Source organism: Hymenobacter volaticus (assembly GCF_022921055.1).
GTDB classification, from domain to species: Bacteria; Bacteroidota; Bacteroidia; order Cytophagales; family Hymenobacteraceae; genus Hymenobacter; species Hymenobacter volaticus.
The window spans coordinates 844,077-864,740 of record NZ_CP095061.1; the positions used below are offsets into that span (position 1 = coordinate 844,077).

Genomic DNA, 20,664 nt, shown 5'->3' on the forward strand with positions numbered 1-20,664 from the left:
CAATTATTCTTTCCAACTATTCTATGAATTCAGCTTTTCGCGCTATTGCAGTGCCTTGTTTCTTACTGGGTGCCTTTGTCGCGCATGCGCAGCAACCGGCCGCCACGTCCAAAATCACCATCAGCGGGTACGTCCGCGACGGGGCAACTGGAGAGAATCTTATTGGGGTGGCCGTGGTGAATCCTGGTAGTGGGCAAGGCACTGCCACCAACACCTACGGCTTCTACTCGCTCACGCTGCTTGCCACCGACTCGGTACGGCTAGTGGCCAGCTACCTAGGCTACGAGCGCGCCCGTTGGGCTGCAGCGGCCACCCGCAACGTCACCCATGATTTTCGGCTGCGAGCCAGTAACAACGAATTGGCCGATGTAGAGGTAGTCGGCAGCCGCCAGGAGCGTATCGAGCAGAGCACGCGCATGGGTACCATCAACGTGCCCATCACTCAAATCAAGAACCTGCCCAAGCTATTCGGCGAAACCGATGTGCTGAAGGTGTTGCAACTGCTGCCCGGCGTGCAAAGTGGCGGCGAAGGCCAGAGCGGGCTTTACGTGCGCGGCGGCTCCCCCGACCAAAACCTGATTCTACTTGATGGCACGCCCGTGTATAATGCCGCGCATTTGTTCGGGTTCTTCTCGGTATTCAACGCCGATGCCCTTAACAATGTGGAACTGATTAAGGGCGGCTTTCCGGCGCGGTACGGCGGGCGTCTGTCGTCGGTGCTCGATATTTCGATGAAGGAAGGCAATATGCAGGAGTTTCATGGCGAAGGCGCCATTGGTATTGTAGCTTCCAAAATCACGCTGGAAGGGCCCATCAAAAAGGACACCGCCTCGTTCATTGTTTCGGCGCGTCGTACTTACCTCGACGTGCTGGCGCAGCCGTTTATCAAGTCGCAGCTTTCGGCGGAGGGTACCAAGGGGTCGGTGGGGTACTTTTTCCATGATCTGAACGCTAAGCTGAACTGGAAACTCGGCAGCCGCGATCGGCTCTATTTGAGTGGCTACACTGGCTACGACAAGTTCTACGCCCGCATGCGCGATAAAGAAGACACGGCCGAAGACTACAGCCGTACCGAGGCTAACCTAGGCTGGGGCAACCTGACGGCGGGGTTACGCTGGAACCACATCGTGAACGACCAGTTGTTCATGAACACCCACTTCACGTATAGCAAATACCAGTTTAATGTAGGAGAAGAGGACGAGCATCGCTACAACGAGCAAGGCGAATCGCGCACCGACAAGTTCTCTTTGCGCTACCTGTCCAACATTCGCGACTTCAGCCTCAAAACTGATTTTGATTATACCCCCACGCCCGACCATTACATTCGGTTTGGGGGCCAGTACACCCTGCATTCGTTCCGACCAGGTGCCCTTACCTCCAAGGACAACTTTAGCGACTTAGAGAGCCAACTCAAGTCGGGCACGCGCACCATGGCTAGCGAAATGGGACTGTATGCCGAGGACGACTACCGTCTGACCGACCGCCTGAAAGTGAACGGCGGCTTGCGCCTGAACGGTTTTGCGGTGGAAGGCAAGTTCTACTCAAGCGTAGAACCACGTGTGGCCGCCCGATTCTTGCTCACTGAGGATTGGGCGTTGAAAGCTTCCTACGCTCGTACCGCGCAGTTTATTCACTTGCTCACCAACAGCGGTATTGGCTTGCCTACCGATTTGTGGGTGCCTGCTACCAACCAAATCAAGCCACAACGTGCGCAGCAGGTCAGTGTGGGAGCGGCCCGTACATTGCGTTTCAAAGACGAAGACTATGAACTAAGCTTCGAGAGCTACTACAAGCCCATGCGCAACTTGGTGGAGTATCGCGAGGGCGCTAGCTTCTTGGGCACCGTGGACAGTGATTGGGAAAGCAAAGTAACCAGCGGTAAAGGCTGGGCCTATGGCGGCGAGTTTTTCATTCAGAAGAAATCAGGCCGCACCACCGGCTGGATCGGCTACACGCTGGCTTGGAGCAAGCGCCGCTTCCCCGACCTTAATCAAGGCCGCATCTTTCCTTACAAATACGACCGGCGCCACGATATTTCGGTGGTAGCCATCCACAAGTTTAGTCCCACGTTCACGCTGTCGGGTACCTGGGTCTATGGTACTGGCAACGCCACCACCTTGTCGCAGGGGCGGTTTATACTAGGGCAGGGGGGTATGGCCAAGAATACGACGATTACGGCGAGCGAAATTCCTTCCGTATGGCTGCCTACCACCGCTTCGATCTTGACCTGAGCAAGACTAAGAAAAAGAAGTGGGGAGAAGTAGTGAATAGCTTCTCGATCTACAACGTGTATAGCCGCCGCAACCCCTACTACCTGTACTTCGAACCTGGCTACACTTATACCAGCAACGGCGTAACAATGGTGGAAAAGCCTACTTACCGTCAGGTGTCGCTTTTCCCGATTATTCCCTCGTTCAGCAAAGCCTTCAAGTTTTAAGCGGCATTGCGGACGAGGCTCTAAGTGCCCGATGGCTTTTTGATTTCTATTTTAACATGAAGAAGATAGTTGCTTTCCTCTGCTTCGCTACATTAATGTTCGGTAGCTGCGAAACTATTGTGGACGTGGATACGCCGCCACATACGCCGCGGCTGACCCTCACCTACACCCTCAGCAATCAAGTCCCGATTACAAATTATCAGAAGTTCTTTCAGGCGCGCGGCTTATTTGTTAGCACTAGTCAGAGCGTGCTCGAATTGAAAAATCCGGAAGGCCGCAAAGATGCTACCGTGCAGGTGCTCGATGAGACTGGACAAGTGGTGGAGCAGTTCCGTTCGAGGGCTCGGTATGGCTACAACAATAACGCCGGCCAGCAAGATAGCATCTACGGCCATTACGTGCCCACGCGTAATTTCGCCGGGGAACCGGGCCATACCTATACTCTACGAGCCTCAGCGCCCGGAGTCGAGGCAGTAGAAGCAACGCTGACGATGCCAGAAGGCGCCACTATTGAAACCGCTAGTTACGTTCCATCGGCCCCGAGCAGCCCGTACGTTAGGGGTACTGCTGGCCGACTCACATGTAGCATTCTCGACAATGCAGCTACCGCTGATTATTATGTGGCCTATGCTCGCGTGTTGGACCGTAGCGGACAATATTGGGGACGCGTCCGAATAGACCACAATCGTAATAGTGGCAGCGGCCCGGAAATAAATTTGAGTCGCCTGCAACTCTCAGAAAGCAGCGAAATGCACAGTCAATACCCATTTAGCGACGTCATCGGCAATGGGCAGCGTATTAGCTTGAGCGCCGATATATACACAACATATGATGGTAGTTATGGTGCTGGAGGCGCCTATCCAGAGCCCGGCTACATTGAAGTCATTGTTAGCAGCATTACCTCGGATGCATACAAGTTCAACCAGTCGCTAAACCGCTACAACGATACCGATGATAACCCGTTTGCCGAGCCCGCGCCCTTGTTTTCGAACCTACGCTTAGGCTACGGTATATTCGGCGGCGCCACCGATGTTATGTACCGGATTCCGCTGTAAAAGCTCAAGATTTCCTTTGTGTCTGAAACGAATGTACAACTGATTTTATTTGTGCTTTGCGTTGAGCAGCAGGCTTCTATATAGCGTTTTTTAGTTGAGGTGGATTAAACTTTGGGTTGGTTTTTGCGTCTAATGACTAGTGCGGGTCCAGGTTGAGGCCCGCCATTATTGACCATGAAAAAGCTACTGAAGTTTCCGTTTATACTCACCTTGTTGGTAGCAGGTACACTGCTGACAGGGTGTGCTGGTTCCACACAAGCGGTAGTTTCCACCGGCCCGGCCGGCTATTATGGCGACTACTACGGTCCTCGTTACCGGCCCTATTATGGCCCTCGTTATTATCGTCCGTCTCGCGTGATTGTACGTCCGGCACCCGCCATCGTACGGCCCCGTGTAGTACGTCCTAATCCAGGCTATTACAACCGTTCGAACAATGGCGGTTACCACCGGGATGGTGGCTACCGTGGCGGTGGTGGTTACCGCGGTGGTCGTGGTGGACGTTACTAGGAAAAGAGCCTAATGCAAAAAAGACCGACCAGCATGCTGGTCGGTCTTTTTTGTGGCTTTATCTGTGCAAATGAGCGACAGAATTTTTTTCTAAAGGAACACGGTCTAAATCAGCTTGTCAGGGGTGATGGGCAATTCGCGGATGCGCTTGCCAGTGGCGTTGAACACGGCATTGGCAATGGCAGGAGCGGCGCCGATAATGGCAATTTCGCCGATGCCTTTGGTGCCCATGGGGTCCACGATGAGGTCGGGTTTATCAACGAAGGCTACTTCAATGGCTGGTGCATCGGCATGAACAGGCACGTGGTAGTCAGCCAGGTCTTTGGTGATGTAGCGGCCGAACCGGTCGTCTATCATGGCACCTTCGGTGAGGGCCATGCCAATACCGCCGACGGCGCCACCTAGCATTTGGTTGCCGGCCGTTTTGTGGTTGACGATGGTACCCGCGTCGGCACAGGCTACCATTTTCTTTACTCGTACTTCACCGGTGAGCTGGTGCACGTGCACCTCCACGAAGTGCACCGAAAACGAATACATCGAGTACTGCTGCCGCTCGTTGCCAGGTTTAGACTCGGTTACTACCGCTACTTCCTGGCCGTTGTTCTGCTTGACGAGGTCAGCGTAGGAAACTTTCGCAGCAGCGTTATTAGCCAACGAGAGTTGGGTGCCTCGAATAATAATGTCGGCAGGCTTGGCGGCGCTGAACGTCGGGCCGGCTAGCTGGTGCAGTTTCTCCTTGAGAGCAGCGCAAGCGGCTACCACGGCCGAACCCACAGTATTTACCGTAGCCGAACCCCCCTGCGACGGAGCATCCGGGAAAAGAGAATTGCCTAGCTCGAAACGGACCTTGTCGGGTGGCATACCGAGCGCATCGGCGGCAAGTTGCACCATCACGGTGCCCGTGCCAGGGCCAATGTCGGTGGTGGCACTTTGCAGGACTACAGTGCCGTTGGCTAGCAGCCGGGCGCCGGCTTTGGCGCTGCCGCGGTTGGCGCCGAACGTACCTACGCCCATGCCGTAGCCCACCAGCCAGTCGCCTTGCTTGTTGGAGCCGGGCTTCATTTGCCGGTTTTTCCAGCCAATGCGGTCAGCACCCATTTGGTAGCACTCTTTCAGGTATTTGGTGGACCACGGTTTGCCATTGTCGGGGTCGACGTCGGTGTAGTTGCGCAGACGAAACTCCATGGGGTCCAGGTTCAGCGCGTGCGCTAGCTCGTCCATTGCCGATTCAAGCGCGAAAGCACCGGTGGCTTCCCCAGGACCGCGCATCCAGATGGGCGTGCTGATATCCAGCGGCAAAATCCGATAGCGCGTGCTCACGTTCGGGCTCGTGTACATCATGCGCGTCTGCTGCACCGTTGACTCCGTGAAGTCCTCGTAGGTAGAGGTCTGGCCAGTGGCCTCGTGCGTGATGCCGACCAGTTTGCCATCGGGTGTGGCCCCAATACCAATGCGCTGCCAGGTGTAAGGCCGGTAACCGACCATCGTAAACATTTGCTCGCGCGTGAGCACCAGCTTCACTGGCCGGTTCACGGTTTTGGCGGCAATGATAGCAGCCGTTTCGTGTGGCCAGTTGTGCAAGCCGTTGCCGAACGCGCCGCCCACAAACGTGGCAATTACTTTCACGTTCTGCTCGGGAATACCCCAATCTTTGGCAAAAGCGCGTTGGGTGCCTTTCACAGCCTGTACCTTGTCGTACACCGTGAGCTTGTCGGGCGCTTCCCAATGGGCGATAATGGATTGCAATTCCATCGGGTTGTGCATCTCCGTGGGAATCACATATTCCATTTCCAGCTTCACCGGAGCCGTTTTGTACCCATCCACTTGGCCCCGATCGTGGTCGGCCTGCGGCGACTTCGGGTTCTTTTTCGCCTGCGCCGGTACTTTGGCCCGGTCGGTGTGGGCATTGAAGTTGGTGGCGTGCTGGTCCGCTTCGTATTGCGTTTTCACTAAGCCAGCAGCATAGCGGGCGCGCTCCAGCGTATCGGCCACTACAATGGCAATAGGCTGGTCGTTGAAGAGGATTTTTTCGTCGTGAAATACACGCAGCGGCTGTCCCGTTGTTGGTGGCTCGTCGGGCTGGCTGCGGTTAGCGAAGCCCGGCACCTTGATAGAGTTTACGTGGGTAATCACGGCCAGTACGCCGGGGGCCCGCTCGGCCGCCTTGGTATCGATGCTTTTGATGCGGCCTTTGGTGATAGTACTGCCTACTAGAAAACCGTGCACAAGGCCTGGCAGCTGATATTCCGCAGAATATTGGGCCGCGCCGGTTACTTTCAGTCGGCCGTCTACGCGGTTCATTCGGTCGCCCACCACGCCGTCTTTGAAGAGAGGTTGCTCGTTCATAGGAATAGAGGCTTACGCCACGTTAGTAGCGTTCTTGAGGGCTTGAACAATGGCATTGGGCCCTAACTTTAGTTTGTAAGCGTTGTGCTTGAAAGCTTTAGCCCCTTGCATGGCAATGGCGGCGGCGGCCTGGAAAGTGGCTTCCGTAGCTGGCTTGCCTACCAACGATTTTTCCGCTTCGGTCAGGCGCCAAGGCTTGTGCGCCACACCACCCATGGCGAGGCGGGCATCTTTAATGATGTTGTTTTCGAGTTGCAGCGCTGCCGCTACTGATACCAGCGCAAAGGCGTAGGAAGCCCGTTCGCGCACTTTCAAGTAATGCACGTTTTTCGTGAAAGGGCCCTCAGGCACTTCCACGGCCGTAATTAGCTCACCGGTTTCTAGCGTAGTGTCTTTCTGCGGCATGTCGCCGGGCAGGCGGTGCAGCTCCGCGAAAGGAATACGCCGGTCGCCTTTGGGGCCACTAACCAACACGGTAGCGTCCAGCGCGACCAGGGCCACACTCATGTCGGAAGGATGCACGGCAATGCATTTGTCGGAAAAGCCGAAGATGGCGTGCATGCGGTTGTAGCCTTCGAGGGCGCCGCACCCGGAGCCCGGCTCCCGCTTGTTGCAGGGCAGGGCCGTGTCGTAGAAATAGGGGCAACGGGTGCGTTGGAGCATGTTGCCGCCGATGGTAGCCATGTTGCGCAGCTGCGCTGAGGCACCAGCATTGAGCGCCTGCGCCAGCAGCGGCAGCTTTTCCAGTACTTGCTTGTCGTCGGCGACGGTAGCGTTGAGGGCCATCGACCCGATGCGGAACGTGTTGTTTTGGCGCTCCAGCTTATCAAGGGGGAGGCGGCTGATGTCGATTAGGCGTTCAGGGTTCATCACCCCGCGCTTCATCAAATCGAGCAGGTTGGTGCCGCCGGCAATGAACTGCGAGTTCTGATCTTTGGCGCGGGCGTCAATGGCAGCTTTCGGCTTGCTCGGGCGGACGTATTGAAACTGATTCATACTTTTTGTCCTCCGGTTTTAACTTCCTGAATGGCGGCCACAATGTTGGGGTACGCGCCGCAACGGCAAATATTGCCGCTCATAAACTCCCGAATTTCGCCTTCGGAATCAGCTTTGCCTTCCCGAATGCAGGCCACTGCCGACATAATTTGGCCGGGTGTGCAGTAACCGCACTGAAAGCCGTCGTGCTTGATAAAGGCTTCCTGCATGGGGTGCAGGTCGTCGCCTTTGGCCAAGCCTTCAATGGTCGTGATTTCGCGGCCGTCTTGCATCACAGCCAACGCTAGGCACGAATTGACGCGCTTACCATCGACGTGCACGGTGCAGGCGCCGCACTGGCCGTAGTCGCAGCCTTTCTTGGTGCCGGTCAGGTGCAGTTGCTCGCGCAGTAAGTCGAGCAGCGTCACGCGCGGCTCCACGGAGAGCTTATAGCTTTTGCCGTTCACGGCCAGCTTTAGGCCTACTTTTTCAAAAGGAGCCGCAATTTTTTCGTCCCATTCGGCGGCAGCGGCTTGCACTACCGGTCCGGGTGTGAAAGCCAGCGCCGTGAGCACCGAGGATTGCTTCAGGAATTGCCGGCGCGCCGCATCGTGGCCGCATTTGGGGTTTTCCGGCTTGGAATCAGATATTTCGTCGGCCATGAGGATGAATGAGGAATGGGGCTACGCATGGTGCGCAAGCCAATGATAAAAACGAGATACTACAAACTGCCGCTTTCTTGGTTCAGCAAACACACAGACGTTTCCAGCAACAGATAGGCCGCTTCAGCGGCAAACAAAATGGAGTGCAGCAGACAACTTAATCAACTAAAAGTTATGCTGCTATCTAACTAGTTCAACTACATTTCAATGATTTTTTTGCCAACAACAGCAGAGTAGTGTTTACGGTAGAAAGCTAGAGGCGTTTGGTATGAAAAACTTTGTTTTTCGTACTGTGGAGGTTATTTGTGCAGACACTTCCTCTTGGTTGGCAAATCCATTTGGGTTTAAAGCTGTGTCTGTGCCATGGAACTACTCAGATTGTTACAAAACAAAAAGACCAATGGCTGAATTGCCATTGGTCTTCCTACCATCTATGAAGTTGTAGAGCCTTACTTTTAATAAAGGCAAACGACTAAAAATCCGCTTGGACACTTACTCGCGCACCAATTGTTTGGTGATGGCGCCGTCGGCAGTGACCATGCGGATCGAATAAATTCCTGCTGGCAGAGCAGCTACATTCAGAATGTGACGTGCCGTACCACCTTGTGGCCGAACAGTAAACTGCTGCACTGTTTGTCCTAGCGTATTCGAAACCATCACTTGTACTTCACCAGCACTATGCAAGCTGCCTATCGCCAACGTAGCGCTGCCGCTAGTCGGATTAGGCGATAGTTGCACTTCCGCTACTTGCGCTTTGGCCTTGTTGCCGAGCGTGATAGTTTGGTAGTCGGAGTAGAAGGATTTTGAATTGTTTACGAATAGTTGAAGATTGGCATGCTGAATTAGTTGCCGAGATAGATCATTGTTGGCGTTATAGCTCACAAAGCTGCGCAGGCCAGTATCTAAAGCCCAGGTATTATTTCTCCAAGTTTCTTGAGTGTATCCTAGGTTGGTATCCAGCGCATCATAGCTGGTAGTGTAACGGTTGCGGTTTTGCCAAGTGCCACCTACTTGCACTTCCAAAACATAGGAATGGCTGAGGCCAGTGGCCGGATAACTATACGTGGTCCGGCTGTACAACTGCCATGTAGTGCCGTTCCATCTTTGGGTTTCGTAGTAAGTCGGACGACCTAGTGTTGCGTAGGAAAAGTTGAGAAAACGTGAATTATTCACCCAAGCACCGTTAGTCCAGGTCTGATAATCGTAGCGGTTATAGTCGTTGTCGGTACCAGTGTAGGTGTAGAGGTAGCGAGAAGCTGGTACGAAGCTGTTTAGAGCCGTGTCCCAGTTAGCTGATTGTTGTTCGGTAATGCGGTTCGCACCATCATATGTAAAGCTATACTGACTTCCATAAATAGTTGCCCAGGCATTATTACGCCACTCTTGAAACAGACCTGAATTAAAGTTGCCCTGCGCGTCGTAAACATACTGGATGCGGAACGTATTTTGCCAGGTGCCATTCGTCCAATCCTGATTTACATACCCAAGGAGTTCGTTGGCCGCATTGTAGTTATATGTAACGCGGTGTATTGGAATCTGGCTCGCCGAGTCCACGCGAAGAACGCTAGTAGCTTGGCCTTGGTTGTTGAACGTATGCGTGTCAATAGCACCAGGCCCCCACTGTGCACCTGTAGGATCCCAAGAATAAGTGGAAACACGGCCAACTCGGCGCACAACGGTGGTTGGGCGAGCGGCCGCCTCAGCACGGCTGATCTGAGCTTCAATAGGAGCCAGTGCCGCATTGATCGTAGCATGTCGCGCTGGTGGCCCAGGGAGAGATACTTGCGCTAAAACAGGTAAAGTACTGCTGAGCAGCGAAGCCAAGAGTAAAATGTGTTTCATATCGATGATGCTATAGAAAAGAAAGACAATGCCAAGCCCGCCATTTAGGTTAGCGGGTGGTATAGAAATCTATTGTAGTGGATAGTGAGGCCAAGCAAAACGACATCAAACAGCTAACAATAAGGTGCTCTACCTAGTGTTAGCTGGTTGATGTCGTTCTCTATAAGAGATGGCGCTAGAAGGTGAAGCGTAAACTCACTGCTGCATCGTTGTAGAAGCCGGTGTAGCCGTGAAACACTTCAAAATAAGGTTTGTAGTCGACGCCTACTACGAACGGTAGGTCTTCCAACTTGTACTCCAAGCCGAGAATCAGGTCGGCGCCAACGGCTACGTAGGTAGCCTCATCATAGACGTAGTCGCGGTAGACATACACGTCTTTCTTGTGGTAGCGGTAGTAGCGCGCGTCAGTGAAATAGTAACGGCCCTGATAGGCTCCGGCATGAAAACCAGCGCCGTAGTAGAACTGCAAGCCTTTTACATCAGCAATGGTTTTGTGCTTCTCACCGAGCAGTGTGAGCCGTGCCCCGCGCGCTTTATACTCTGTCGTGACGAGTGCTTCGAGGGCTACGCCGTTTTTGCCGCTTAGAAAATGTTTGATAGTAAGCCCCGAAGAATAGCCACCACCACGCAAGCCAATACCAGTGCTGTAGCCGTTGCTACTACCACCACCACTACTCTTCTTTTTACTTTGGGCTACTGCCGATTGCGTGCCGAAAGCAAGAGCAATACCCAACACAGCAAGGGTAAATTTCTTCATAATAAAATTATAAAAGTGAAATACTATTCCCGTAAATATATAGCTAAAGCACGAATGAGAGCGGAATTATTATAAAGAAGTAGTGCGAGCTATTTCGTCGGAGAGGTGAATTTTGATGCCACCACCGTCGTCTTTGGCGGCGCGTAGCATGGCCTGCGCAACGGTGGCTGCGGGCACGGCCCGGTACTTGCGTAGCGGGCCTAGCAACAATGGATTGAGAATCCGGAGCAACACGGCCCCAATTTGTTCGCCTGCTCGTTTTTCGCTTCGTTCGCCGAGGAGCAGCGAAGGCCGGAAAATATGAATGGCTCGAAAAGGCGTCTGGCGCACGGCGGCTTCCATTTCTCCTTTCACGCGGTTATAGTAAACCAGGGATTCAGCGTCGGCGCCCATAGCGGATACTAGCAGCAACTGCGAGGCAAAGTTGCGGGCTGTAAGGGCAGCCAAAGCTACCACGTACAGATAATCGACGCGGTAGAAGGCTTCTTTGGAACCAGCTTGCCGCATGGTAGTGCCAAGGCAGCAGTACACGTCGTCGGCAATCAAGCTCAGGCTGTGCTCTTCCAACTGATCGAAGTCGAGGATGCGCTGCTCCAACTTGGCGTGAACCTGCGGCAAAGGCCGGCGCCCTACCACTATAACTTTGGCGTAGCGGTCGGACGCTAATAATAGGGGTAGTAACTGCGAGCCAATCAGGCCGCTGGCCCCGGCAATAAGAGCGGTTTTCTGCATAATAGTAGAGCGGTAGCAACAGGTAACCGAAAGCTTAGCACCCGAACAATATGTTGCTTGTTTGGGCCTGACGTGGTACGTAAAACCTATCTGCGGGTAGGGCAGTGGTGGAAAGATGCTACTGCTAGCTCAAGCGTTGCTTGCTGTTTGTACCGCCACCGCTTGCAGCACCTCCCAATTTCCTGTCTAGGGGTAAAGACGCAGCACGTAGCTATACCACCCTTAATTCACCTTCGTTGATCGGCCTATACAACTCCTTATCGGCAGCGTCAGCCGTGAGTAAAGTCAACGTATCACGGCTCTACGCCGTGCAACAGCCCTCTTGTTTACTGCAAACAATTGCTAAAGCCCTGCCTTTCAAGAGCCAACGCTATACAAGCCGGACTCCGCGGACCACGCACCGACGGGGCACTACTGGTTTTCAGAAATCTTTGTTCTGATTTCCGCTAGTCGGGCCTGTTTAGGGGCTTCGCGCCAGGCAACGGCCGTAGTCGTCCAGTAGTGATGTTGAGATAAAAACTGCTCTTGCGAGCGGTTCCAAGCGTCTTCGTCAGCCGTGACGAGTTGGCGTGCCTGAAACTCACGAAACAACGTTTCAGCTATCGACTCGAAATCCGAGCGGCCCAGATAGTCGAGGTCGGCATCACAGAGGATTTCGGCTAAATGCGAATGCGGATCCTGGGGGAGCCGGGTGGCCATAATCATCTCGCAGATGGCCCCAATTTGATTTGGAGTGTAATCGAAGGCCGGAAGCACTTCGTGTACCAAGGCGCAGCCCTCGGCCTCATGCCCATTGTAGGTGCGCAAAAAGCCAGTATCGTGGTAGAGAGCAGCGGTGCGCAGCAGTTGCAGCTCGGTTTTGTTGGTGATGCCTTCGGCTGTAGCCAGCGCCATGGCGGCCTGCGTTACGTCGAGCGTATGGTGCACGCCGTGGTAATAGAGGATAGGCGGCAGTTGCGTGCGCAGCTGCGAGAGGATATATTCTTCGGCAAGCTCAACGTTCATAAGTCCCAGCTAACAGTCGGAAAGCGCAGCAAGATATTCATACAAACAAATATGCTATACTTCTAAGGTGAACTTGAAAATATGGAAGCCTGATTTTTATACTCTTTCTTTACCTTCAGCAGTCCGCCAGCAAAGCCCAGAGAAGCAGCGTCGCGCTTACGCGCCCTAAGTCATCTGCGTGCATCGGTGGTAGCCGTTTCACTTACCCCACCAGTAACGAGATTCATTTACCGGACACCGGATCTTTATGAATATAAATACCGAGCTTCTATTCACTGCTGCGGTTTCCTTCGGGATAACGCGGGCGTTAAGCAAGTTTCTGAATTTGCCTGCTCGCTCAGCTCCTTGGGATGCTCTGCTGAGGAGGATTTGGGTGCCGGGGGTAGTGCTGTTTGTGCTGGCCGCTATTTTCAGAGTGAAAAGCGAGCTGCTCAATGATGGCTACTGGCTGCTTGTGTTTGGGGCAGTAGCCACTATGCTTATCCGACTAGGCGATTATCGACCTGCGCGCACGCTACTGTTGGCTATAGCGCCATTCGCTCTGTACTTCGCAATCCAGTTTCTACTTAGCTTGTTGGGCACCGACATAGTCAGGGACTACGACGATGTTTTTGAAACCACGCAGGGCTTCGCTATCTTCTGGATGATAACCTTCGGGCTGATTGCTCGCAGCCAGAAAAAACACTTGGAAGCCGAGCGCCTGTTGCGCGAAGAAGAAGAACGAAACAAGCAGCGAATAGAAGCTCAGAATGCCGAATTGGAGCGGCTAGTGTCGGAGCGCACGGCGGCTCTCACGCAGCAAGCCGAAGAATTGCGCTATACTCTTACCGAACTGAAAACCACGCAGGCGCAACTCATTCAGGCTGAAAAAATGGCCAGCTTGGGAGAGTTAACGGCGGGTATCGCGCACGAAATTCAGAACCCCCTGAACTTCGTCAACAACTTCTCCGAGGTGTCGAGTGAGCTGTTGCAGGAGCTGGAAGAAGAACAGCAGAAACCCACGCGGGACGCAGAGTTGGAAAGTGAGTTGCTGGCCGATTTAAAGCAAAATCTGCAGAAGATTACCCACCACGGGCAGCGGGCCAGCAGCATTGTGCGGGGCATGCTCGAACACAGCCGGGCCAGCAACGGCGAGCGGCACCCTACCGACCTCAATTCCCTCTGCGACGAATACCTGCGCCTGGCGTACCATGGCCTGCGCGCCAAAGACAAAACTTTCAACGCCACGCTCACCACCCATTTCGACCCTAATTTGGGGATGGTAGACATTGTCACGCAGGACGTGGGGCGGGTGCTGCTCAACTTGCTAACCAACGCATTTTATGCCGTGCAGCAGCGCCAGAAACTGCAAGAAGCTGGCTACCAGCCAACCGTTACGGTCAGCACCAAGCAAGGGGAAGAGTGCATAGAACTCAAGGTGCGCGACAACGGCATGGGTATTCCTGAGGAAGTGAAGCAGAAAATTTTTCAACCGTTCTTCACGACCAAGCCCACGGGTGAGGGCACCGGCCTTGGCCTTTCGCTTTCCTACGACATCATCACCAAGGGGCACAACGGCACCCTTAGCGTGGAAAGCGTGGAAGGGCAGTGTACCGAGTTCATTATTACGCTACCCCTCACTGCCTGATATACTTCCAGGGCTCCAGAGCCAAGCGAAAAAGGCCAACGCATAGTCCTGCTTTCTGCGCTAACTTCGAAACCCTTCTCTACTACCCAGCCCCACACACCGAGCACTCAAAAATCTAACAGAATGAAAATACTGGTTGTCGACGATGAAGTGGATGTGCGCACTTTGTTTGAGCAGCGTTTCCGGCGAGAAATTCGCAGTGGCGCATTCACTTTTTCCTTTGCGTATTCGGGCGAAGAAGCCTTGAATTACTTGCACAGCCACCTTTCGGAAGTGGTGCTGATTCTGTCCGACATCAACATGCCGGGCATGAGCGGGCTGGAACTGCTCCGGCGCGTAAAGCAAGAATATGCCGCCCCACCACCCAACCCACCCCTGGTGATGATGATAACTGCCTACGGCGACACGGAAAGCTACAACCAAGCAATGCAGCTCGGAGCCAACGACTTCCTGACCAAGCCCGTAGATTTTGCCGCTCTCAAAGAAAAACTGTTCTCGCTGGAGGATAAGCTATGAAAACAAGAATTCTGGTAGTAGACGATGAACCCGATTTGGAACTGCTAATCAAGCAGAAGTTCAGGCGGCAGATTCGGGAAGGGGTATACGAGTTCAAGTTTGCTGCCAATGGGCAGGAGGCACTAGACTGCATCCGCGATAACCCGGATTTGGATATCATTCTCAGCGACATCAACATGCCCGTGATGGACGGGCTCACGTTGCTCACCAAGCTCCACGAGTTGAACTCGGTGCTCAAAACGGTGATGGTATCGGCCTACGGCGACATGGAAAACATTCGGACCGCCATGAACCGGGGCGCCTTCGACTTCGTGTGCAAGCCCGTGGACTTCACTGACCTGGAAGTGACCATGCAGAAAACGGCCAGCCACGTGCAGCAATTGCGCGAAACGCTGCGCGCCATTCAGGAAAACAACATTCTGAAGATGTACGTCGACGAGACGGTTATCAACTTCATGGCGCGCCCTGGCTTCGAGGATAGGCTAATGGCCAGCGAAACCGTGGAAGCCACCGTGGCTTTTATTGATATCTGCGGCTTCACGGCCCTGTCGGAGGTGCTGCCAGCGCCCACGGTAGTTACGCTGCTCAACAATTACTTCGACCAAATGGTAAAGGAGATAATTGCGCAGGGCGGCTACATCGACAAGTTTATGGGCGACGCCGTAATGGCCGTGTTCCGGGGCGAATTTCACCTCGACAAAGCCATCGATGCGGCCCTGTCGGTGCGTACGCTCATCCAAAACCAGCAAGACACTCTGCCCGACGGTACCAGCTACCAGCCTCAAGTGTCTATCGGCATCAACACCGGCGAAATGGTGTGCGGCAACATCGGCTCGGCCTCTCTGCGCCGCCTCGACTACACCGTAATCGGCGACACCGTGAACGTGAGCCAGCGGCTGCAAGGTGCCGCCCAGCCCAACCAAATCATTATCACGGAGGCTATTTACCAGAAAGTGAAAGAGTCGTTTCAGTGCCAGGCCGTGGGCGAGCTGAAACTAAAGAACAAGGCCAAACCCGTAATGACCTATGAGGTAGTAGCGTAAAGAGTAATGAAGAACGAAGAATGAGGACTTGCTCTACAGCTCGTGAGCCGTAGAGCAAGTCCTCATTCTTCGTTCTTCATGGCCTGCGGCATCTGCATTTTCTCGTTTTGGCGGCGCAGGCGCTGGCACAGTACCCGCAATACATTGCGCAGTACTTCGCCGCGTTCTTCCATCACGTCATAGAAATCTTCTTGGTCGAGGCGGAAGGCGACTACGGAGCCGTGCGCTACGGCTGTGGCGGAACGGGGCTCGGCATCAAGCAGAGCCAACTCGCCAAAGAAGTCCCCTTTTCTGAATGTGGCAAGCTGTTGGGTGCCGTTGAAGATGTTGACTTCGCCCCCGTACACAATGAAAAGGGAGGTGCCCAAGTCGCCTTTGGCAAAGATTTCCTGACCCTCGTGGAAGGTGACTTCCTTCATGATGGGAACGATGCTACTCAGAACATTTTCGGGAGTTTCAGCGAACAAAGCAGTGCGGTGCAGCACTTGCACCCGCTCTTGCGCGGAAATATTGCCGGCGGCAGCATGATGGTCCATACGTTGGAAGACTACAAGAGGGTGTTCACTTACAAGTTGCTGATGCAAATTAGGGTAGTGGTTTGCCAGCCGGTCGAGCACGGCAAACGCGCTTTCGCGTACCAGCAGGCTGTTACTTGCTAGGTGAGGAGCCAACTGCCCAACGGTACTCAACTCGGGATGCCAATAGGGTAGGGCCACGCTCACGGTCCAGTCGGAAAAGCAAGCCTCGCCTTCCCAAACCACCAGCGGCACCACTGCAACAGGCACTGCGGGGGCGCCTAACAGCTGGTTGAAAGTGCGGATTTTGTCGGACACTGGTAGTACGTCGAGCAACGCTTGCAGGCCTTGGTACAACGAGCGGGGAATGATGTTGTCGAGGATTTCGAGGGCGTTGGCCTGCCGCTCGCGGGCGGCGTGCGCTACGCCGCGTTGCGCATCAGCAATAAACTGCGGCGAATAGAGTTGGAGCAGCAACCCAAATATTCGTTGTTGCACTCTGGTTAGCTCGTAGTCGAGGGCGCGGCGCAGGTCGTTGGGCGCGGTGGCGAGGCCATGAAGCAATTGCTGAGCCAGCTGTAGTTCTTCGCGCACCAACGCCTGAAACGCGGGTGCATCAGTTGAGTCTTGATCGAAGGTACGCAAGGCCCGTAATGCAGCTTCGCGCCCGAACAAGCGAGGCTGCTGTACCAAGTCCACTAACGCTTGCCGGCTGCCGGGCGTACGGATGTGGCCGCACACCTGCGCCAGACGCTGCACTTGTACATCTTGCGTAGCAGCGCGCAAGCTTTCGGCCAGCAAAGGAACGGCGGTTTCGCCTAGCTGAACCAAGCGCGTCATGGCGTGACGACGCTGCGTCCGGTCAGTCAAGCCCGCAATTAGTTGGTTGATGTGCTCGGTGGTTATGGCCTCGGGCGTTTCATCGGTGGCGACAACAGCGGGCTGATGCCAGGCTATCCCGGATGAAAAAACTTCGGTATCGTCGGTGAAGCGGCGGCTTACGGCGTGTTGCAGCTCAGCCAGGTAATGGCTGTAGGTGCGGCGCAGAAATAGCAACGCACCGGCCGCAAACAAGCCCATCCACACGAATGGTAACCACTCGCTAAGCGCCGGTAAATGGTGCAGTGCAAACAGTAGCAAGCCCGCCAAGCCCATACCCAAGGGCTCGTAAAAGCCTTTGGCTGTGGTGTGCGCCTGTAGCCGTTCCTCGGCGGAAAGCGCCTGAAACAACACTAGAAATACCGGGTCGAAAACAGCTCGGCGCAGTACTTCTAGTCCCAAAAACAAGCCGCAGAAATACAGCAGCATCACGGAGCTGGAAGCGTCTGTGTAGCGCAACCCCCAAAAGCCAGCACGCCTAACAGCACCAGAACCGGCAAGGCCAGCAGCATCCGACGGATGCCCATCCGTTCGAGCGTGAACTGCGAAAGCAGCACCTTGAACACCATAGCCAGTAGATAAGTAAGGGCCAGAAAGGTGCCCAGATACTGCATCAGGGTGGCTTGGTCGTGGAATTTGTGTTTGACGTTGACGAAGAACGAGTACTCTACACCCGTCGTAATGGCCGCAACTGCCAACAAGCTCAAACACATCGAGAGGACCAGTTCACTGTTGCCAAACCAGCGTTGGAGCGCTGATGCCGGGGCCTGCTGCCGCTGCCGCCGCGCCACCGATTTAGCTTCCACTACGTGCGAGGCCAGCGTGGTACGCAACGTCAGCAGTGCGCCACCATACGCCCCAAAAGCCAGCAACAGCAAGAATAGCAGATCGGTGTGGCCGTGCACCAAAACCGCCAGCACGGCTCCCAGGGCTTTGGCGGGCATATCGCCCGAACTAATCAAACTAAAGAGTCGCTTGCTTTGCCGCACATCAAACACCACCGCCGACACCCCCCAAAATTCGAGATTGGTAAGCAAGTAGATGATGCGGTACCCGGCCATAATAGCCACGGCCGCAGCCACCGAATGCCCCACTGCCACCAGCACGCCGAGCACTCCCGTTAGCACCACTACGGCCAGCAGTACCCGTACGGCTAAGCGTTGCAGTTGTAGCTGGTGCTCGAAGTGGGTATACACCCGACCCACCCCCATCAGCGCCAACGCAGCCACACCATAGGCCAGGGGCAGGTTGCGCTCCGGATTGTTTTCAAGAAGAATGACATTGGCCGACACATAGACCAGAATAGTGCCGATACCGAGCAGGAAGTTATGCAGGAAGAACAGCCACACTGTCTTCCCCTCCTCAGGACGGATACCAAGAAAGCGGTGCCAGGTAGAAAGCATCAGGTAGCCTACGGTTGGAAAATCGTAGCGGCAAGTTAATGGCTTCGCAAACCAATAACTATCCTGCCGTCCAGCAAGCCCAGCTACTTGGGTGGAAAAGCGAATTGAAGCAGATTAACTTTTTGCTGTTAGCTGCGTGTATTCGGGGTAGAGCTGCACTTCCCCACGCTTGTACAAGGTGCCCAGCGCCTTCTTAAACACTTTCTTGCTCATGCCTAAGCGGCGGTAGATGTCGTCGGGCTCGCTCTTGTCGCCGAGCGGAAGCTTGCCATCCGGCGCTTTGCGCAGGGCTTCCAGCAGCGTGTCGGCGGCGGCTAGTGCTTCGTCGTAGCCCACGCGCTGCAAGCTGATATCCAGCTTGCCATCTTCCCGGATGACGCGCACGTAGCCGGTAGGTGTGTCGCCGAGGCGGAGCGGCCGGAACACTTCGTTGTGGTAGAGCAGGCCTTGGTGGGTGCCGTTGACAATAACCTTGTAGCCCATGTCCGTTTCATCGGCCACAAACAGGTGTACTTCGTCGCCTACGCGGCCGAGGAAAGGCTCATCGACGGGTAGCGCCCGTTCCCACTTGGCGGTGGCTACTATGCGGTCCGAAGTGTCGTCGAGGTACACGTATACGGTTTCGCGCTGGCCCACGCGCAAACTGCGGCGCTGGTTGCGGTAGGGGAGAAACAAGTCTTTTTCGAGGCCCCAATCCAGAAATGCGCCTAGCGGCGTCACGTCGCGCACGGTCAGCGCGGCAAAGTCGCCGACCTTAGCCAGCGGATCTAGCGTGGTGGCAATCAGGCGGTCTTCCGAGTCGCGGTACACGAACACGCGCAGCACATCGCCGACGCGGGTGCCCTCGGGAATATATTTGCGCGGAATCAGCATGTCGCCGTCGTCGGAAGTCAGGTACATGCCGAAATCGACTTCACGGGCTACTTCCAGTTCGTTGTAATCGCCGAGCTGCATACAGGGTTGGGGTAAGAAGGGAACAAGCAACAAAGATAGCTGCCCTTTATACGGCGCTCGGCGTGGCGCGCTGCACGGCGCTACTTCTTCATGGTTAAATAGTCGGCGGCCAACGTGGCCAGCGTCGTGACGCCGAGCGTGAAGCCGCTTTCTTCGATATGAAAGCCGGGCGTATGGTGCGGCGCTGCTGTGGCCGGATTGCCACCAACGGGCATGCCGCCGAGCCACACAAACAAGCCGGGTACTTTTTCTTGATAACAAGCAAAGTCTTCGGCTATCATCGACGCCTTGGTTTCGCGCACCTTTTTGGCTCCGGCCGCCGTCCGCAAGGAAGGCAGCATTTGCTCGGTCAAGCGGGGGTTGTTGATAGTGACGGGGGCGTAGTTCACAATGTCTACCTCAGCTGTGGCTCCTGCGCTTTCGGCAATGTTGGTGGCCGTGCGCCGGATGGCGGCCCACACTTTCTGCTGCATTTCGGGGTTGAGAGTCCGAATGGTGCCCGCCATTTCGGCTTGGTCCGGGATGATGTTGTTGCGCACTCCGGCTTGCAGCATGCCTACCGTCAGCACCGCGGCATCCTCGGTGAGTTCAGTTTGGCGGCTGATAATGGATTGCAAGCCCAGCACGATTTGAGCCGAAACCACCACCGGGTCCACACCCAGCCACGGAGTAGCACCGTGCGCCGACTTGCCTTTTACTTTGATGGTAAACACGTCGGAGCTAGCCATTTCCGGGCCCGAGCGGTATTCGATAGTGCCTACTTCGCGCTGCGCACTCACATGCAAACCGAAGATGGCATCTACTTTCGGCTTATCGAGCACGCCTTCCTGCACCATCAATCGGGCGCCGCCAACCATGCCGGGCAAGGAGCCTTCTTCGGCCGGCTGGAAAATAAACTTCACGGTGCCGGGCAAGTCTTTGCGCACTTCGCTGAGCACCGTGGCGGCGCCCATCAGCATGGCGGTATGCGAGTCGTGGCCGCAGGCGTGCATCACGCCCACCTGCTGGCCGTTGTATTGCGTTTTCACCGTTGAGGCAAAGGCAAGTCCGGTCGGCTCCGTTACGGGCAAGCCGTCCATATCGGCCCGCAGCGCTACCACCGGGCCTGGTTTGCCGCCCTTCAGAATGCCGACCACGCCGGTACGGGCCACCCCAGTTTGCACCTCCATCCCGAGCTTGCGCAGATGGTCGGCTACCAGCGCGGCGGTACGTTTCTCTTCGTTGCTAAGCTCCGGGTTTTGGTGAATGTCGCGCCGCCACGCTACCACGTTCTTTTCCTGCTGGCTAGCCAGCTTGGCAATGCGCGCATCGAGGGCCGCATTTTGTGCCAGCACCGGGGCAGCAGCAAGCAAGGGTAAGGCGGTAAGTAAGCGGTATAGTTTCGAGGTCATAAGGCGAAAACAAGAGGG

General features: G+C 55.0%; 18 protein-coding genes. 7 read left to right on the plus strand and 11 right to left on the minus strand.

Annotation, left to right across the window (positions count from 1 at the left end; genetic code table 11):
• Positions 1-23: 23 nt before the first annotated feature.
• The 4 genes from MUN86_RS03745 (at position 24) to MUN86_RS03760 (ending at position 3,999) form a co-directional block, all read left to right on the plus strand.
• Complete coding sequence (locus MUN86_RS03745; RefSeq protein WP_245121902.1) at positions 24-2,231, plus strand: TonB-dependent receptor; 2,208 nt, start codon at positions 24-26, stop codon at positions 2,229-2,231.
• Positions 2,198-2,437: a hypothetical protein gene (locus MUN86_RS03750; RefSeq protein WP_245121905.1), complete on the plus strand. Its 240-nt coding sequence runs from the start codon at positions 2,198-2,200 to the stop codon at positions 2,435-2,437. The genes MUN86_RS03745 and MUN86_RS03750 overlap by 34 nt, the downstream gene beginning before the upstream one ends.
• 56 nt (positions 2,438-2,493) lie before the next feature.
• Positions 2,494-3,492, plus strand: a complete 999-nt coding sequence (locus MUN86_RS03755; protein WP_245121908.1) for a DUF4249 domain-containing protein — start codon at positions 2,494-2,496, stop codon at positions 3,490-3,492.
• 174 nt (positions 3,493-3,666) lie between these two features.
• Positions 3,667-3,999, plus strand: a complete 333-nt coding sequence (locus tag MUN86_RS03760; RefSeq protein ID WP_245121911.1) for a hypothetical protein — start codon at positions 3,667-3,669, stop codon at positions 3,997-3,999.
• 105 nt (positions 4,000-4,104) lie between these two features.
• On the opposite strand, the gene MUN86_RS03765 is transcribed toward MUN86_RS03760, so the two are convergent.
• The 7 genes from MUN86_RS03765 to MUN86_RS03795 all read right to left on the minus strand — a co-directional run bounded on the left by MUN86_RS03765 (position 4,105) and on the right by MUN86_RS03795 (position 12,318).
• On the minus strand, positions 4,105-6,345 hold the full coding sequence (locus MUN86_RS03765; RefSeq protein ID WP_245121913.1) for a xanthine dehydrogenase family protein molybdopterin-binding subunit: 2,241 nt from the start codon (positions 6,343-6,345) through the stop codon (positions 4,105-4,107).
• Between the two features lie 12 nt (positions 6,346-6,357).
• Positions 6,358-7,341 (minus strand): FAD binding domain-containing protein, encoded by a 984-nt coding sequence (locus MUN86_RS03770; RefSeq protein WP_245121916.1) that lies wholly within the window; start codon positions 7,339-7,341, stop codon positions 6,358-6,360.
• Complete coding sequence (locus tag MUN86_RS03775) at positions 7,338-7,982, minus strand: (2Fe-2S)-binding protein (protein WP_245121918.1); 645 nt, start codon at positions 7,980-7,982, stop codon at positions 7,338-7,340. The genes MUN86_RS03770 and MUN86_RS03775 overlap by 4 nt, the downstream gene beginning before the upstream one ends.
• 492 nt (positions 7,983-8,474) lie before the next feature.
• On the minus strand, positions 8,475-9,824 hold the full coding sequence (locus MUN86_RS03780) for a T9SS type A sorting domain-containing protein (RefSeq protein WP_245121921.1): 1,350 nt from the start codon (positions 9,822-9,824) through the stop codon (positions 8,475-8,477).
• A 175-nt stretch (positions 9,825-9,999) separates the two neighbouring features.
• Positions 10,000-10,581 carry a hypothetical protein gene (locus MUN86_RS03785; protein ID WP_245121923.1) on the minus strand — a complete coding sequence of 194 codons (582 nt, stop codon included), beginning with the start codon at positions 10,579-10,581 and terminating at the stop codon, positions 10,000-10,002.
• A 69-nt stretch (positions 10,582-10,650) separates the two neighbouring features.
• Positions 10,651-11,313 (minus strand): NAD-dependent epimerase/dehydratase family protein, encoded by a 663-nt coding sequence (locus tag MUN86_RS03790; RefSeq protein ID WP_245121926.1) that lies wholly within the window; start codon positions 11,311-11,313, stop codon positions 10,651-10,653.
• 411 nt (positions 11,314-11,724) lie between these two features.
• Positions 11,725-12,318: an HD domain-containing protein gene (locus MUN86_RS03795; RefSeq protein ID WP_245121928.1), complete on the minus strand. Its 594-nt coding sequence runs from the start codon at positions 12,316-12,318 to the stop codon at positions 11,725-11,727.
• Positions 12,319-12,565: 247 nt separating this feature from the next.
• Between MUN86_RS03795 and MUN86_RS03800 the strand changes: the two genes are divergently transcribed.
• The 3 genes from MUN86_RS03800 (at position 12,566) to MUN86_RS03810 (ending at position 15,504) form a co-directional block, all read left to right on the plus strand.
• Positions 12,566-13,945, plus strand: coding sequence for a sensor histidine kinase (locus MUN86_RS03800; protein ID WP_245121930.1), 1,380 nt, complete (start codon positions 12,566-12,568; stop codon positions 13,943-13,945).
• Positions 13,946-14,068: 123 nt separating this feature from the next.
• Complete coding sequence (locus tag MUN86_RS03805) at positions 14,069-14,461, plus strand: response regulator (RefSeq protein ID WP_245121933.1); 393 nt, start codon at positions 14,069-14,071, stop codon at positions 14,459-14,461.
• A complete protein-coding gene (locus MUN86_RS03810) occupies positions 14,458-15,504 on the plus strand; it encodes an adenylate/guanylate cyclase domain-containing protein (RefSeq protein WP_245121936.1) in 1,047 nt (348 codons plus the stop codon). Before MUN86_RS03805 ends, MUN86_RS03810 begins: the two co-directional genes overlap by 4 nt.
• 62 nt (positions 15,505-15,566) lie before the next feature.
• Here MUN86_RS03810 and MUN86_RS03815 read toward each other — a convergent pair whose 3' ends face one another.
• The 4 genes from MUN86_RS03815 to MUN86_RS03830 form a co-directional block, all read right to left on the minus strand.
• Positions 15,567-17,357, minus strand: a complete 1,791-nt coding sequence (locus tag MUN86_RS03815) for a cyclic nucleotide-binding domain-containing protein (protein WP_245121939.1) — start codon at positions 17,355-17,357, stop codon at positions 15,567-15,569.
• Complete coding sequence (locus MUN86_RS03820; RefSeq protein ID WP_245121942.1) at positions 17,327-18,301, minus strand: hypothetical protein; 975 nt, start codon at positions 18,299-18,301, stop codon at positions 17,327-17,329. The genes MUN86_RS03815 and MUN86_RS03820 overlap by 31 nt, the downstream gene beginning before the upstream one ends.
• 114 nt (positions 18,302-18,415) lie before the next feature.
• Entirely contained in the window at positions 18,416-19,255 is an 840-nt protein-coding gene (locus MUN86_RS03825; RefSeq protein WP_245121944.1) for a CvfB family protein, read from the minus strand.
• Positions 19,256-19,335: 80 nt separating this feature from the next.
• Positions 19,336-20,646, minus strand: coding sequence for an amidohydrolase (locus tag MUN86_RS03830; RefSeq protein WP_245121947.1), 1,311 nt, complete (start codon positions 20,644-20,646; stop codon positions 19,336-19,338).
• Positions 20,647-20,664: the final 18 nt, after the last annotated feature.

Excerpts from the sequence above, each read along its gene's own strand:
- MUN86_RS03745 (WP_245121902.1), top strand. The coding sequence starts at position 24 with ATGAATTCAGCTTTTCGCGCTATTGCAGTGCCTTGTTTCTTACTGGGT.
- MUN86_RS03750 (WP_245121905.1), top strand. The coding sequence starts at position 2,198 with ATGGCTGCCTACCACCGCTTCGATCTTGACCTGAGCAAGACTAAGAAA.
- MUN86_RS03755 (WP_245121908.1), top strand. The coding sequence starts at position 2,494 with ATGAAGAAGATAGTTGCTTTCCTCTGCTTCGCTACATTAATGTTCGGT.
- MUN86_RS03760 (WP_245121911.1), top strand. The coding sequence starts at position 3,667 with ATGAAAAAGCTACTGAAGTTTCCGTTTATACTCACCTTGTTGGTAGCA.
- MUN86_RS03765 (WP_245121913.1), bottom strand. The coding sequence starts at position 6,345 with ATGAACGAGCAACCTCTCTTCAAAGACGGCGTGGTGGGCGACCGAATG.
- MUN86_RS03770 (WP_245121916.1), bottom strand. The coding sequence starts at position 7,341 with ATGAATCAGTTTCAATACGTCCGCCCGAGCAAGCCGAAAGCTGCCATT.
- MUN86_RS03775 (WP_245121918.1), bottom strand. The coding sequence starts at position 7,982 with ATGGCCGACGAAATATCTGATTCCAAGCCGGAAAACCCCAAATGCGGC.
- MUN86_RS03780 (WP_245121921.1), bottom strand. The coding sequence starts at position 9,824 with ATGAAACACATTTTACTCTTGGCTTCGCTGCTCAGCAGTACTTTACCT.
- MUN86_RS03785 (WP_245121923.1), bottom strand. The coding sequence starts at position 10,581 with ATGAAGAAATTTACCCTTGCTGTGTTGGGTATTGCTCTTGCTTTCGGC.
- MUN86_RS03790 (WP_245121926.1), bottom strand. The coding sequence starts at position 11,313 with ATGCAGAAAACCGCTCTTATTGCCGGGGCCAGCGGCCTGATTGGCTCG.
- MUN86_RS03795 (WP_245121928.1), bottom strand. The coding sequence starts at position 12,318 with ATGAACGTTGAGCTTGCCGAAGAATATATCCTCTCGCAGCTGCGCACG.
- MUN86_RS03800 (WP_245121930.1), top strand. The coding sequence starts at position 12,566 with ATGAATATAAATACCGAGCTTCTATTCACTGCTGCGGTTTCCTTCGGG.
- MUN86_RS03805 (WP_245121933.1), top strand. The coding sequence starts at position 14,069 with ATGAAAATACTGGTTGTCGACGATGAAGTGGATGTGCGCACTTTGTTT.
- MUN86_RS03810 (WP_245121936.1), top strand. The coding sequence starts at position 14,458 with ATGAAAACAAGAATTCTGGTAGTAGACGATGAACCCGATTTGGAACTG.
- MUN86_RS03820 (WP_245121942.1), bottom strand. The coding sequence starts at position 18,301 with ATGCTTTCTACCTGGCACCGCTTTCTTGGTATCCGTCCTGAGGAGGGG.
- MUN86_RS03825 (WP_245121944.1), bottom strand. The coding sequence starts at position 19,255 with ATGCAGCTCGGCGATTACAACGAACTGGAAGTAGCCCGTGAAGTCGAT.
- MUN86_RS03830 (WP_245121947.1), bottom strand. The coding sequence starts at position 20,646 with ATGACCTCGAAACTATACCGCTTACTTACCGCCTTACCCTTGCTTGCT.